General features: G+C 62.6%; 11 protein-coding genes. 9 read left to right on the plus strand and 2 right to left on the minus strand.

Annotation, left to right across the window (positions count from 1 at the left end):
- Positions 1-79 precede the first annotated feature (79 nt).
- Positions 80-1,825, plus strand: coding sequence for an AMP-binding protein (locus ACZY0X_RS06300; RefSeq protein WP_463768803.1), 1,746 nt, complete (start codon positions 80-82; stop codon positions 1,823-1,825).
- On the opposite strand, the gene ACZY0X_RS06305 is transcribed toward ACZY0X_RS06300, so the two are convergent.
- The gene (locus tag ACZY0X_RS06305; protein ID WP_463768804.1) at positions 1,801-1,911 is read right to left on the minus strand and encodes a hypothetical protein; all 111 of its coding nucleotides are present in this window, start codon (positions 1,909-1,911) and stop codon (positions 1,801-1,803) included. The two genes, ACZY0X_RS06300 and ACZY0X_RS06305, sit on opposite strands and share 25 nt — an antisense overlap.
- Here ACZY0X_RS06305 and ACZY0X_RS06310 point away from each other — a divergent pair.
- The 5 genes from ACZY0X_RS06310 to ACZY0X_RS06330 all read left to right on the plus strand — a co-directional run bounded on the left by ACZY0X_RS06310 (position 1,861) and on the right by ACZY0X_RS06330 (position 9,807).
- Entirely contained in the window at positions 1,861-2,607 is a 747-nt protein-coding gene (locus ACZY0X_RS06310) for an alpha/beta fold hydrolase (RefSeq protein ID WP_463768805.1), read from the plus strand. The genes ACZY0X_RS06305 and ACZY0X_RS06310 overlap by 51 nt on opposite strands.
- A 553-nt stretch (positions 2,608-3,160) precedes the next feature.
- Positions 3,161-3,571 carry an MmpS family transport accessory protein gene (locus ACZY0X_RS06315; protein WP_463770521.1) on the plus strand — a complete coding sequence of 137 codons (411 nt, stop codon included), beginning with the start codon at positions 3,161-3,163 and terminating at the stop codon, positions 3,569-3,571.
- 56 nt (positions 3,572-3,627) lie between these two features.
- A complete protein-coding gene (locus tag ACZY0X_RS06320; RefSeq protein ID WP_463770523.1) occupies positions 3,628-6,471 on the plus strand; it encodes an MMPL/RND family transporter in 2,844 nt (947 codons plus the stop codon).
- A gap of 11 nt (positions 6,472-6,482) precedes the next feature.
- The gene (locus ACZY0X_RS06325; RefSeq protein ID WP_463768806.1) at positions 6,483-9,398 is read left to right on the plus strand and encodes an MMPL/RND family transporter; all 2,916 of its coding nucleotides are present in this window, start codon (positions 6,483-6,485) and stop codon (positions 9,396-9,398) included.
- A gap of 70 nt (positions 9,399-9,468) precedes the next feature.
- Positions 9,469-9,807, plus strand: a complete 339-nt coding sequence (locus tag ACZY0X_RS06330) for a hemophore-related protein (RefSeq protein WP_463768807.1) — start codon at positions 9,469-9,471, stop codon at positions 9,805-9,807.
- Here ACZY0X_RS06330 and ACZY0X_RS06335 read toward each other — a convergent pair.
- Entirely contained in the window at positions 9,801-10,721 is a 921-nt protein-coding gene (locus ACZY0X_RS06335; protein ID WP_463768808.1) for an IclR family transcriptional regulator, read from the minus strand. The genes ACZY0X_RS06330 and ACZY0X_RS06335 overlap by 7 nt on opposite strands.
- 178 nt (positions 10,722-10,899) lie before the next feature.
- On the opposite strand from ACZY0X_RS06335, the gene ACZY0X_RS06340 reads away from it, so the two are divergent.
- Genes ACZY0X_RS06340 through ACZY0X_RS06350 form a run of 3 tightly spaced genes read left to right on the plus strand, consistent with a single transcriptional unit; the run spans position 10,900 to position 13,960 of the window.
- Positions 10,900-12,027: a hypothetical protein gene (locus ACZY0X_RS06340; RefSeq protein ID WP_463768809.1), complete on the plus strand. Its 1,128-nt coding sequence runs from the start codon at positions 10,900-10,902 to the stop codon at positions 12,025-12,027.
- 2 nt (positions 12,028-12,029) lie between these two features.
- The gene (locus ACZY0X_RS06345; RefSeq protein ID WP_463768810.1) at positions 12,030-12,812 is read left to right on the plus strand and encodes an SDR family oxidoreductase; all 783 of its coding nucleotides are present in this window, start codon (positions 12,030-12,032) and stop codon (positions 12,810-12,812) included.
- Complete coding sequence (locus ACZY0X_RS06350) at positions 12,812-13,960, plus strand: sulfotransferase family protein (RefSeq protein WP_463768811.1); 1,149 nt, start codon at positions 12,812-12,814, stop codon at positions 13,958-13,960. Before ACZY0X_RS06345 ends, ACZY0X_RS06350 begins: the two co-directional genes overlap by 1 nt.

A 13,960-nucleotide genomic window follows, 5' to 3' on the forward strand; every position in this document is an offset into this window, starting at 1 on the left:
GCAATCAACCGCCTGCGCGCGAGAACTAATGGGGTGCTGTCATTTCTTGACATCCGGTCGCTATGACGGAGATACCCTGATGTGCGTGGGGGGCACATCTATTTTGACTTTGCTGAGCGAGCGTGCGGGCCTGCAGGGCGACGACCCGGCCGTCACATTCATCGATTATGAGCAGGACTGGGCCGGCGTCGCGGAGAGCCTGACGTACGCGCAGTTGTATCGGCGGACGCGCAACGTTGCGCGGGAACTCGAACAACGCGGGTCAACGGGTGATCGAGCGCTGATCTTGGCGCCACAGGGGCTTGACTACATCGTCGGGTTTCTCGGCGCACTGCAGGCGGGGCAGATCGCGGTTCCATTAGCCGTTCCGCTGGGTGGCGTCAGCGATGAACGAGTCAGCTCCGTGCTGCGTGACTCGTCACCCTCGGTCATCCTCACAACATCCCCAGTTGCAGGCGCCGTAGCGGAGCACTTGAGGTCTGCGCCTGGAGCGGCAACACCATCAATAGTCGAGGTCGACTCGCTGGATCTCGATGCACCGACAGGATCGGTTGCCGTGAGCGAAAGCCGCACGGATACAGCCTATTTGCAGTACACATCTGGGTCGACCCGTGCGCCTGCCGGGGTCATGATGTCGCACCGAAACCTACTGGCCAATTTCGAACAGGTGATGGCCGGCTACTTCGCCAAATACGGAAACATCGCGCCGCCGGGTGCCACCATCGTGTCCTGGCTGCCCTTCTACCACGACATGGGTTTGTATCTGGGAGTCTGCGGCCCGGTTCTGGCGGGCATTCCCGCGGTGGTGACCAGCCCGGTGGCGTTCCTGCAGCGACCGGCCAGGTGGATGCAACTGCTGGCAGGCAACAGTCGCGCGTACTCCGCCGCACCGAACTTCGCATTCGAACTGGCGGCGGGAAAGACCTCGGACGACGATATGGCCGGGCTCGATCTCGCGGATGTGCTTGTCATCGTCACCGGAGCTGAACGGGTGCACCCTGCAACGCTTCGACGATTCGCGCAGCGATTCGCGCCGTTCAATCTGCGCGAGGCGGTGCTGCGACCGTCCTATGGGCTCGCCGAGGCAACGGTGTACGTGGCGACCGGGGCACCCGACGAACCACCGGCCGTGGTGCGCTTCGACTCCGAGAACCTGTCGGCTGGCAAGGCGCAACGATGCGGGGACGAAGGTGGTACACCTCTGGTCAGTTACGCCATACCGCAGTCACCGATGGTCCGCATTGTGGACTCGGAGACATGTAGCGAGTGTCCGAGTGGAACCGTTGGCGAGATCTGGGTGTATGGCGACAACGTTGCGACCGGCTATTGGCACAAACCCGATGAGACAGCGGCCACCTTCGGTGGACGGCTCGTCGATCCGTCGGTTGGCACACCCGAGGGGTCGTGGCTGCGTACGGGCGACTTGGGATTCACCTCTGGGGATGAGTTGTTCGTCATCGGCCGGATCAAGGACCTGCTGATCGTGTACGGGCGCAACCACTCGCCCGACGACATTGAGGCGACGGTCCAGGAGATCACCCGGGGTCGGTGTGCGGCCATAGCAGTTCCGAACGGTTCCACGGAGAAACTCGTCGTCATCATCGAAGCCAAGATGCGGGGTGAGTCCGGCGATGAGTCCATGGCCAAGCTCTCCGTCGTCAAGCGTGAGGTGACCTCGGCGATTTTCAGTTCGCACAGTCTTGGCGTCGCCGATCTGGTTCTGGTGTCGCCGGGTTCGATTCCGATCACCACCAGCGGAAAGATCAGGCGAGCGGCGTGCGTCGAGCAGTATCGGCACGGTCAATTCGCCCGCCTAGACGCATGAACCTGGCTTTCAATGACCACGGTGACGGCGATCCGGTGCTGTTCATTGCAGGCCAGGGTGGTGTTGGACGCACATGGGATCTCCATCAGGTGTCCGCATTCCGGGAAGCTGGGTACCGCGTCATCACGTTCGACAACAGGGGAGTGGGCGCGACCGCGAATGCCGACGGCTTCTCAGCCGCGGCCATGGTGGCTGATACGGCCGAGTTGATCGAGCGGCTCGACGCCGCCCCCGTCCGGCTGGTGGGTGTCTCGATGGGAAGCTACATCGCACAGGAGTTGATGTTGGCCCGGCCAGAGTTGGTGAGGCAGGCGGCATTGATGGCGACTCGCGGGCGCCACGATCGCCTGCGCGAGTTCTGCCGCACAGCCGAACGGGACTTTCTCGACATCGGCGTCCAACTGCCGCCTTCCTACGCAGCGAAACTTCGTCTGCTCGAGAACTTCTCACCACGGACCCTCAACGATGACAAATCCGTTCGAGACTGGATCGACACCTTTACGATGTGGCCCACGAAGGCAACCCCCGGGACCCGTGCTCAGCACGGTGTCTACCCAGCCGAGGACCGACTGCCCGCCTACGCCTCGATCACCACACCGGTGTTGGTGATCGGATTCGCGGATGACCTGATCATGCCCCCGCACCTTGGCGCAGAGGTCGCAGACGCGCTTCCGAATGGGCAGTATGTGGAGATTGCTGACACCGGTCATCTGGGCTTTCTGGAACGCCCGCACGCGGTGAACTCGGCGATTCTTGACTTCTTTGCCGCCGCTCCTGGGTGACGTGATGAGCTGACGGGCCCAGGTGTCGGTGATCGTCATGTGGCGAACTCGCCGAAGCCGCTCTGCGGCTGCAGCGGCGTCGAGGCCGGGGTTCGCCGGCAGCGCCCCGGGCTGTGGCACGGCGGCGACGGCGACGGCGACGTAAGGCCAACGGCACCAGCATCATTGACGGCGCATAGGCGCGCCTTTGACCAGGACGATCAAGGGCGCTTGGCGCGACAAATTTGCAGCCAATCACAAGCGATTGCACAGTTTCTGCAACCGGTTACGACCGATCGAAACTTTCCGTACCGTGTCTGTGCGTACGCGGTATGCATTACGATCCCATATCACAGTGGGGAATGGCTCGATATGGAGGGGGGCCTGCATATTTTACTCGCCAGGTTCGGATTGTGCGTCTGGGGCGACGCACGTTTGCCGTGACCCCCAACACGGCTGGCCTCGGACGCTTAATGCTGCAGAGGTGCCGGCGTCTAGCGTGCCGCGATCGATGGGTATTGCCGGTCTCATAGACGGGTGAAGGGGGTTCGCGATTTTGGGGGTTCTAAGGCGGCTGTGGATTCCGCTGCTGATACTCGTGGTGCTCGCGGTTGGGGGATTCACGGTGTCCCGCCTGCACGGCGTATTCGGCTCCGAGAATCGCCCCGTCTATGCCGATACTGAAACTGAGAAGCGCCAGCCGTATGACCCCAAACAGCTGGTTTACGAGGTATTCGGGCCTCCGGGGACGGTGGCACGCATCAGCTATTTCGACAGCGATGCCGAGCCGCGGTTCGTCGAGGGAGCAAGTCTGCCGTGGTCATTGAAGTTCGCGATGACCGAGGCGACCGCGGGGGCGAACATCGTCGCGCAGGGCGACACCGACAGCATCGGCTGCCGCATCACCGTCGACGATGAGGTGAAAGCGGAGCGAATCAGGCAAGGGCAAAGTGCGTTCACCTTCTGCCGGCTGACAGGCGCATGAGTAACCAGCAGGCGAGCGCCCAGCAGACGAGCACCCGCCCGCCGTTCATACCGCGAATGATCCATCGACTCGCGGTGCCGATCATCCTTGCGTGGCTGGCGATCGCCTATGTCTTGGCTGCGACCGTCCCCCCGCTGGAGAAGGTTGAAGAAGCGCGCTCAGTGTCGATGATTCCCAACGATGCGCCGTCGTTCGATGCGATGCAGCGCATGGGTGAGAACTTCGAGGAATCCAATTCCAACAGTGTGGCGTTGATCGTCCTGGAGGGCGAGGCACCCCTCGGCGATGACGCACATCGCTATTACGACGACCTGATTCGTCAGTTGAAAGCTGACACGGCGCATGTGCAGCATGTGCAGGATTTCTGGGGGGATCCGCTCACGGCGGGCGCGGCGCAGAGCGCCGACGGTAAGGCCGTGTACGTGCAAATGAGCCTCACCGGTGACCTTGGCCAGGGCATGGCGAACGATTCCCTGAAATCCGTCCGGGACATCGTGAATCGCACGCCACCGCCCCCGGGGGTCAAGGCCTATGTCACCGGCCCGGTGGCGTTAATCTCGGATTTGAGTCAGAGCGGCAACAAGACAGTCATCCTGGTCACCGGGTTGAGTCTTGCAGTGATCTTGGTGATGCTGCTCTTCTTTTACCGCTCGATCGTCACCGCCATTGTCCTGCTGATCCTGGTGGGGCTTCAATTGCAGGTGGCCCGAGGGGTCGTCGCATTTCTCGGCGACCATGAACTCATTGGTCTTTCCACATATGCAGTCAATCTATTGGTGACGCTCGGACTCGCGGCGGGAACGGACTACGGCATATTCTTCGTCGGCCGGTATCATGAGGCGCGTCAGGCTGGCGAGGACCGGGAAACTGCTTTTTACACCACTTATCGCAGCGTTGCGAAGGTGGTCTTGGCCTCCGGCTTGACCATTGCCGGAGCGGTTTTCTGTCTGAGCTTCACTCGGCTGCCCTATTTTCGAACCCTCGGTATTCCTTGCGCGCTGGGAATGATTGTCGCGGTTGCGGTGGCACTGACGCTGATTCCGGCGGTTCTTGCCGTGGGAGGCCACTTTGGTCTTTTCGAGCCAAAACGGAAGATCATCGTCCGTCGATGGCGGCGGGTGGGCACGGCGATCGTCCGGTGGCCGGCACCCATTCTCGTGGCGACATTCGCCGTGTCGCTTATCGGGTTGCTGGCGCTGCCGGCGTACCAGCCCGGCTACAACGACCAGAAATACCTTCCCAAAGACATTCCCGCCAACGAGGGATATGCGGCCGCTGACAGGCATTTTCCTCAGTCGCTCATGACGGCGCCCGATATCCTGATGGTCGAGGCCGACCACGATATGCGCAACCCGGCAGACTTCCTGGTGTTGAACAAACTGGCCAAGCGCGTTCTGGCCGTTCCGGGAGTTTCCAGAGTGCAGGCGGTGACCCGGCCCGAGGGCACTCCCCTGAAACACACCACGATCCCGTTCATGATGAGCATGTCGAATGCCAGTCAGCTGCAACTTCTGCCATTTCAGAAAGCGCGCATGGACGATATGCTGACGCAGGCCGGCGAAATGACGAAAACAATTGACGTCATGCAGCGAATGTATGGGCTGATGCAACAGCTCGCCCGTACGACGAGCGATATGGTCGGCAAAACTCATGAGCTGGAAGACGTCACGAATGAGTTGCGCGATCACATAGCGGATTTCGATGACTTCTTCCGGCCTCTCCGCAACTACTTGTATTGGGAGCCGCACTGTTTCAACATCCCCGTCTGTTGGTCGATCAGATCCCTGTTCGACGCAATCGACGGAATCGACCAGATCAGCGACAAGATGCACGCTCTCGTCGGCGATCTCGATCAGCTGAATCTGCTTCTGCCGCAGATGATTGCACAGTTTCCGTCGATGATCGCGACCATGGAGAGCACGCAGACCATGATGCTGTCGATGCACAGCACCATGTCGGGAGTCCTAGCGCAAATGGAGGACGGGAGTCAGAACGCCACCGCCATGGGCAAGGACTTCGACGCCGCGCAGAACGACGACTCGTTCTACCTGCCCAAGGAGATCTTTCAGAACAAGGACTTCAAACGCGTCATGGACGTGTTCATGTCACCGGACGGGAAGTCGGCGCGCATGCTCATCACGCAACGCGGCGATCCCGCTACGCCCGAGGGCATCTCGCGCGTCGATCCGATGAGGACCGCGGCCGAGGAGGGTCTCAAGGGAACTCCACTTGAGAGCGCCAAGATCTACCTCACCGGCAGCGCGGCGATGGCGAAGGATCAGGTGGACGGATCGGCATACGACCTCTTGATCGCGGGAGTCGCCGCGCTCTGTCTCATCTTCATCATCATGCTGATCATGATCCGGAGTCTTGTCGCCGCACTGGTCATCGTGGGCACGGTGGCGCTGTCGCTGGGCGCGGCCTTCGGGCTGTCCGTGCTGATCTGGCAGCACATTCTCGGTTTCCCATTGAACTGGCTCGTGCTCGCGATATCCCTGATCATTCTCTTGGCGGTCGGATCTGACTACAACCTGCTGCTGGTCTCACGCATGAAGGAGGAGATAGGCGCCGGTATCAACACGGGCATCATCCGGGCGATGGCCGGCACCGGCAAGGTCGTCACCTCTGCGGGGCTGGTGTTCGCCTTCACCATGATGGCGATGTTGGTCAGCGACGTGCGCACCATCGGTCAGGTGGGTTCGACCATCGGTATCGGCCTGCTATTCGACACCTTGGTGGTTCGCGCGTTCATGACACCCTCAATCGCCGCGCTGCTGGGGCGCTGGTTCTGGTGGCCACTGCCGGTGCGGCAGCGCCCGGCCAGCGCAATGCTTCGGTCGTCGGGCCCCCGGCCGCTGGTAAGGGCTCTGCTGCTGAAACCAGAAGAGCGCGCACCGTAGATGAAGGCCGCATGAGCATCGGCGGGCAGGAGCGAAGCGACCGGGGAATTGATGCCGACGGTGGAACTGGGGGCCGCCCGCCCTTCATCGCGCGGAAGGTCCATCAGCTGGCGGTGCTCATCATCCTTGGGTGGCTGGTGGTCGTCGGCGTTCTGACCTTTGCCGTTCCATCGTTGGAACAGGTCGGCCGGGAATTCTCAGTTTCCCTGGTACCCAAGGACGCACCCGCGTTCGAGGCGATGCAGCGCATGGGCGAGAGGTTCGAGGAGTCCACCTCAGACAGTGTGGCGATGATCCTATTGGAGGGTGAGGCCCCCCTCGGCGATGAGGCGCACCGCTATTACGACGATTTGGTTCGTCAGTTGCGCGCCGATACGGCGCATGTGGAGCACGTGCAGGACTACTGGGGGGACCCCCTCACGGCCACGGGTGCACAGAGCGCCGATGGCAAGGCCGCGTATGTCCAACTGAATCTCGTTGGCAACCAAGGCGAATCCGTGTCGAACGAATCCGTGGAGGCCATCCGGCAGCTCGTCGCTCAGACGCCACCGCCCCCGGGGGTCAAGGCCTATGTCACGGGCCCCGCTCCGTTGGTGGCGGATATGAACCATGCCGGCGACAAATCCATCATCAAGATCACGGCGGTCACCCTCGTGGTGATCTTGGCGATGCTGCTCTTCGTCTACCGCTCGATCGTCACGGCCGTACTTCTGTTGGTCATGGTCGGAATGCAAGTGCAGGTGGCGCGAGGAGTGGTCGCGCTTCTCGGCGAACACGAGGTCATCGGACTGTCGACATTCGCCGTTAATCTGTTGGTGTCGCTCGGACTCGCGGTCGGTACGGACTACGGCATCTTCTTCGTAGGCCGGTATCACGAAGCACGTCAGGCTGGCGAGGATCGCGAATCTGCCTTCTACACCACATATCGCAGCGTTGCCAAGGTGGTGTTGGCCTCCGGGTTCACCATTGCGGGCGCGATCTTCTGCCTGAGCTTCGCCCGATTGCCCTACTTCCAAACCATGGGTGTTCCCACTGCTGTGGCCATGGTCGTTGCGGTTGCGGTGGCCGTGACGCTGATTCCGGCAGTTCTCGTGGTCGGTGGCCGTTTTGGGCTGTTCGAGCCCAAGCGGAGGGTCAATGTCCGTCGATGGCGGCGAGTGGGCACGGCGGTCGTCCGGTGGCCCGTGCCCATACTGGTCACGGCTTCCGTGGTTGCGCTCACCGGGTTGTTGGCCTTGCCGGGGTACAAGACCAGCTACGACGACCGGTTGTATGTGCCGCAAGACATCCCCGCCAATGTGGGATACGCCGCCGCTGATAAGTACTTTCCCCAATCACGAATGATGCCCGACATCCTCCTGGTCGAGGCCGACCACGATATGCGGAACCCGGCGGATTTTGTGGTCCTGGACAAACTGGCAAAGGGCGTCTTCGCCGTTCCGGGCATTTCCAGGGTGCAGGGGATAACTCGGCCCGAGGGAACCCCGATCGCACGGACATCGATACCGTTTCTGCTGAGCCTGCAGAACGCCAATCAGGTTCAGCTTCTGCCATTTCAGAAGAATGGCATGAAGGATCTGCTGGCCCAGGCCGATGGGCTGACGAAGATGACAAACACCATGCAGGGCATGTACACCGTGATGCAAAAGCTGGTCAACACGACCCATGGCACGGTCCTCAAATCGCATGAGCTGGAAGCGCTCACGAATGAGTTGCGGGACAATGTCGCGAATTACGACGACTTCTTCAGGCCGGTCCGCAATTACTTCTATTGGGAACCGCACTGTTTCGATATTCCCATCTGCTGGGCTCTCAAAGCCGTATACGACTCACTCGACGGCGTCAACGAGGTCAGCGACAAGACGCACGAGCTGATCGGAAGTCTCGATCGGCTCGACGCGCTCATGCCGCAGATGATCGCCCAGTTCCCGGCGATGATCGCGTCCCTGAAGTCAATGCGGACCATGATGCTGACGATGTACAGCACGATGTCGGGGATGTTTGACCTGATGGACGCCACTAGCACGGACGCGACCGCCATGGGCAGAGATTTCGACGCGGCCCAGAACGACGACACCTTCTACCTGCCGCCGGAGATCTTCCAGAACAAGGACTTCAAGCGCGCCATGAACTTGTTCTTCTCACCGGACGGCAAGGTGGTGCGGCTGATCGTCTCGCATCGGGGCGATCCCGCGTCGGCCGAGGGAATCTCGCGCGTCGACGACATCGAGAATGCGGCTCAGGAGGCACTCAAGGTGACTCCACTGGAGAACGCCAAGATATCTCTTGCCGGGACAGCGGCGACGTTCAAGGACATGCGGGACGGTTCAACCTACGATCTGCTGATCGCGGGAGTCGCGGCGCTCTGTCTCATCTTCATCATCATGCTGATCATGACGCGAAGCCTTATCGCGGCGCTGGTCATCGTGGGCACGGTGGCGCTGTCGCTGGGTGCGGCCTTCGGGCTGTCCGTGCTGATCTGGCAGCACATTCTCGGCATCGAATTGCACTGGCTCGTACTCGCGATGTCCGTCATCATCCTGCTGGCGGTCGGCTCCGACTACAACCTGCTGCTGGTCTCACGCATGAAGGAGGAGATAGGCGCCGGTATCAACACAGGCATCATTCGAGCAATGGGCGGCACAGGCAAGGTCGTGACGGCCGCCGGTCTGGTGTTCGCCGTCACCATGATGTCGATGGTGGTCAGTGACCTGCGCATCATCGGGCAGGTGGGTTCCACCATCGGTATCGGTCTGTTGTTGGACACCTTGGTGGTTCGCGCGCTCATGACACCGTCAATCGCTGCGCTGCTGGGGCGCTGGTTCTGGTGGCCGCAGCGGGTACGCCAACGCCCGGCGAGTGCACTACTTCGGCCCTCGGGCACCCGATCGTCGACCCGTTCGCTGCTCGGGCAGGAAGAGCGCTGATTCGTCTGCGAAACCCCGAAGAAGTTCGGGTGCAGTGCTTAGAGTGGGGCTTGGGGGAGGAGGTCAATACATGACCGAAAAATTGTTTACCAGAATTGCCGCCGCAGTCGGCGGTGTGGCGTTATCACTGACGGCCGGGACCGGGATCGCGGCCGCCGAACCTGATCTGGGGCCGATCGTCAACACAACCTGCAGCTACGAGCAGGTGATGTCGGCGGCGAATGCTCAGGATCCGGCGGCTGCCGCGCAGTTCAGTGGATCCGCGCAGTCGCAGGGCTACTTGCGGCAGTTCCTCGGGTCGCCGCCCGATCAACGCCAGCAGATGGCCTCGATGATCGTGAACACGCCGGGAAATCAGCAGTACCTTGGCTTGATGCAGCAGATCTTCGGCAGCTGCAACAACTACTGAGGCGATTGAGCTGGGCGCTGCGGCTTGATCCCGCCGAGTTGCTTGGTCAACTCGTCGGCGGTTGCCGCCAGCGCCTGGGCGCGCTCGGTGATCTCCTTGTCGGTCAAGGCCTTTCCGATGTGCAGTGAGGCGACCATGACTTGGCGCTGGTGATGGTCGAACACCGGCGCGGAGATGACGCTGATGTCGTGCGGCGTGCGACCGCGCGGACTCTCGTCGCGCAGATACACCCGTTCGCCGATATCGGACACCAGTTCGCCAAGTAGCGCGCGCAGCTCGTCGGGCAGGTTCGTCGTCGACATCCCAGCCATCAGCGCGTACAGCCGTCTGCCTCCCGGGGTCAGGCACTCCACCAAATATCCGTCTGCGCGGCAGTTCTCGATCACTCGGTTGAGTTGAGCGGTCTTCGTGCGCAGCGGCAGGGTGGGCTCCTTGGCGAGCCAGTCGCGTAGCGCTTCGTCGTCCCAGAGCACGAACATCAGCCCGACCGGTGGTGCGAAGGGGTAGCTCTGGCCGACCTCCACGCCGGCGCGGAAACCGGGCGGCTCGACCAATTCGATCAGCGTGATGCGATCGTCGATCACTCCGGACAGCGCGGCGGCCACCCGGAAGCGCGCGGACAACCGACCCAGTTCGTCGCGCGCGGCCGGGCTCACGCGCAGGGACTCCTGTGCCTTGTGTCCCAGCGTGATCAGTGCGGGGCCCAGTCGGTAGGTCTTGTCCTGCGCGTCGCGCACCAGGTACCCGGAGGCGGCGAGTGTCGTGACGATACCCAGGCAGGTCGGCTTGCTCACCCCTGCGCGGCGGGCCAGCTCGGAGAGACCGAAGCGGTCGTGTGGATGGCTGGCCAGGAACTCGAGGACGGTGACAACGCGTGTGGTGGGTGGAGACGCCCGGCCGGATTCGCCGTCCATGCTGCACCCCCGTCGCTGGAACGTCTTCGCTGGAACGTTGACTGAGATTAGAACGCGTTCTAGTCTCAGGTCGGAAACTCTACCAGCACGGTCCAATATTGAACCGCCGAAGACGACGATGCTGCGAGGAACGAGCCGCGGAGGAGTCGAGCAGACGATCACGGAGGCAGCAATCCGTATGTATTCACAACCGTTGGTCGACGCCATCGCCGAGGCCGAGCACCTCGTCACGACGGCACCATTCATCGAGTCCGAGGCCGACCTGCTCGAGGGTCTGCAGTACCTGGCCGGTTGCATCGCCGCGTGCACACACGTCGCGTTCGACTACGACCGCGATCACCCGTTCCTCCACGAGGGGACAGGGCCATTCACCAAGATGGGCCTGGACAACCCGGACACGATGTACTTCGGCACCCGGGTGCAGGCCAACCGCGAGTACGTCGTCACGGGCAGGCGCGGCAGTACCACCGACGTGAGCTTCCAGTTGCTCGGCGGTGAGTACACCGACGACAACGTGCCCGATAGCGAGACGGCATTCGACGACCGCAAGCTCGACATCGCCGCAGACGGCACCTTCGAGTGGCGATTCACACCCACCAGTCCGGCCCAGCTCGTCATCCGCGAGGTGTACAACGACTGGTCGGCGCATCGCGGCTCCTTCGCCATCGCGCGCACCGATACCGAGGGCACCGCGCCGCCGCCGCTGACCAAGGAACTCATCGAGAAGCGTTACGCCGTAGCCGGTAAGCAGCTCGTTCAGCGCGTCAAGACGTGGTTGCAGTTCCCGAAGTGGTTCTACGACGACTTGCCCGTCAACACGCTGACCGCCCCGCGCCTGACCCCGGGTGGGCTGGCCACCCAGTACTCGTCGGTCGGGCACTTCGACCTGAAGCCCGAGCAGGCCATCGTCATCACGCTGCCGGTCACCGACGCGCCGTACCTGGGCTTCCAGCTGGGCAGCCTGTGGTACATCTCGCTGGACTACATCAACCACCAGACGTCGCTCAACGGCACCCAGATGCAGGCCGACCCGGACGGCAAGATCCGCATCGTCGTGTCCGACGCCAACCCCGGCGTGACGAACTGGTGCGAGACGCTGGGCCACGGCAAGGGTTACCTGCAGTTCCGGTGGCAGCGGGTCTCGCGTGAGTTGACCGAGGCCGACGGCCCGACGATGGAACTGGTCGACATCGAACAGGTGGCCGCGGCGCTGCCGTACCACGAGGCGAACAAGATCTCCGAGGAAGACTGGCGCGCGCGTATCGCGCTACGTCAGAAGCAAATTGGCGACAGGATGGTGGGCTAGCCGTGGGTGGCATTCTCAAGGACAAGGTCGTCGTGATCAGTGGCGTCGGACCCGCGCTGGGTACGACGCTGGCGCGCCGATGTGCCGAGGAGGGGGCCGATCTGGTGCTCGCGGCGCGGACCGTCGAACGGCTGGAGGACGTGGCGAAGACCGTCACCGATCTGGGGCGACGGGCAGTGTCGGTCGGCACGGACATCACCGACGAGGCTCAGGTGAACAACCTCGTCGAGGAGGCGCTGAAGGCCTACGGCAAGGTCGACGTGCTGATCAACAACGCGTTCCGGGTGCCGTCGATGAGGCCGTTGGCCGACACCACGTTCGAGCACATGCGGGACGCGATCGAGCTCACGGTGTTCGGGGCGCTGCGCCTCATCCAGGGCTTCACGCCGGCGCTGGCCGATGCCAACGGCGCCGTGGTGAACGTCAACTCGATGGTCGTGCGGCACTCGCAGGCCAAGTACGGCGCCTACAAGATGGCGAAGTCCGCCCTGCTCGCGATGTCGCAGTCGCTGGCCACCGAGCTGGGCGATCAGGGCATCCGGGTCAATTCCATTCTGCCCGGCTACATCTGGGGTGGCACGCTGGAGAGCTACTTCAACCACCAGGCGGGCAAGTACGGCACCACCGTCGACGAGATCTACAAGGCCACCGCAGCGGCGTCCGACCTCAAGCGGCTGCCCACCGAGAATGAGGTGGCCTCGGCCATCCTCTTCATGGCCAGCGACCTCTCCAGCGGAATAACGGGCCAGGCGCTCGACGTGAACTGCGGGGAGTACAAGGCCTGATGAACCCGGCACGCACCGACGTCGGAACCGTCGACGACCTGCACGCATCGGCAACCAAGGCCTGCGGTCTCGATGACTTCGGTGTCGACGACGACAACTACCGTGAGGCACTCGGCGTGCTTCTGGAGTCCTTCAGGCGTGACGCCGACCTGACCGAACTCGGAAGCAAGATGAACCGGTTCTTCGTGCGCAACGCGCTCGTCGCCCGGCTGGTGTCCGAGGCGGCATTCGCGCAGTATCCGCAGCACGTCAACGTGCCGATCGAGCGGCCGATATTCGTCACCGGGCTGCCGCGCACCGGCACCACGGTGATCCACCGCCTGCTCACCGCGGACCCACGCCACCAGGGGCTGGAACTATGGCTCGCGGAGTTCCCGCAGCCTCGACCGCCACGCGAAACCTGGTCGCAGAACCCGGTGTTCGCCCAGCTGGACGCCCAGTTCACCAAGGCTCACGAGGAGGACCCGGACTACACGGGCCTGCACTACATGACCGCCGATGAGGTGGAGGAGTGCTGGCAGTTGCTGCGTCAGTCGCTGCACTCGGTGTCCTACGAGACGTTGGCGCACCTGCCCACGTACTCGAAGTGGCTTGCCGGTCAAGACTGGACGAAATCCTATCTGCGGCACCGCAAGAACCTGCAGCTGATCGGTCTCAACGATCCGGAGAAGCGCTGGGTTCTCAAGAATCCGAGCCATCTGTTCGCGCTCGACGCGTTGATGAAGACGTACCCGGATGCGCTGGTGGTGCAGTGTCACCGGCCGGCGGAGACCATCATGGCGTCCATGTGCTCGTTGGCGCAGCACACCACGGCGGGCTGGTCCAACTCGTTCACCGGCGCCCAGATCGGTGCGGACGCCCTGGAGACGTGGTCGCGAGGTCTCAAGCGGTTCAACGATGTTCGGGCCGACCATGACCCGGCTCAGTTCTGCGATGTCGACTACTTCGAGTTCGTCAAGGATCCGGTCGCGGCCGTCGAGGGCATCTATGAGCACTTCGGCATCGGGTTCACCCATGAGGCCCGCACGGCGATCGCCGACAGTCACGCGGAGAGCCAGAAGGGCCCCCGCGCGCCCAAGCACACCTACTCGCTGTCGGACTACGGGTTGACCGACGAGCAGGTCAAGGAGCGCTTCGCCGGGCTGTAG

The organism is Mycobacterium sp. IDUB_39, from assembly GCF_055419205.1.

Excerpts from the sequence above, each read along its gene's own strand:
- ACZY0X_RS06300 (WP_463768803.1), top strand. The coding sequence starts at position 80 with ATGTGCGTGGGGGGCACATCTATTTTGACTTTGCTGAGCGAGCGTGCG.
- ACZY0X_RS06305 (WP_463768804.1), bottom strand. The coding sequence starts at position 1,911 with ATGGAGATCCCATGTGCGTCCAACACCACCCTGGCCTGCAATGAACAG.
- ACZY0X_RS06320 (WP_463770523.1), top strand. The coding sequence starts at position 3,628 with ATGATCCATCGACTCGCGGTGCCGATCATCCTTGCGTGGCTGGCGATC.
- ACZY0X_RS06325 (WP_463768806.1), top strand. The coding sequence starts at position 6,483 with ATGAGCATCGGCGGGCAGGAGCGAAGCGACCGGGGAATTGATGCCGAC.
- ACZY0X_RS06330 (WP_463768807.1), top strand. The coding sequence starts at position 9,469 with ATGACCGAAAAATTGTTTACCAGAATTGCCGCCGCAGTCGGCGGTGTG.
- ACZY0X_RS06335 (WP_463768808.1), bottom strand. The coding sequence starts at position 10,721 with ATGGACGGCGAATCCGGCCGGGCGTCTCCACCCACCACACGCGTTGTC.
- ACZY0X_RS06340 (WP_463768809.1), top strand. The coding sequence starts at position 10,900 with ATGTATTCACAACCGTTGGTCGACGCCATCGCCGAGGCCGAGCACCTC.
- ACZY0X_RS06350 (WP_463768811.1), top strand. The coding sequence starts at position 12,812 with ATGAACCCGGCACGCACCGACGTCGGAACCGTCGACGACCTGCACGCA.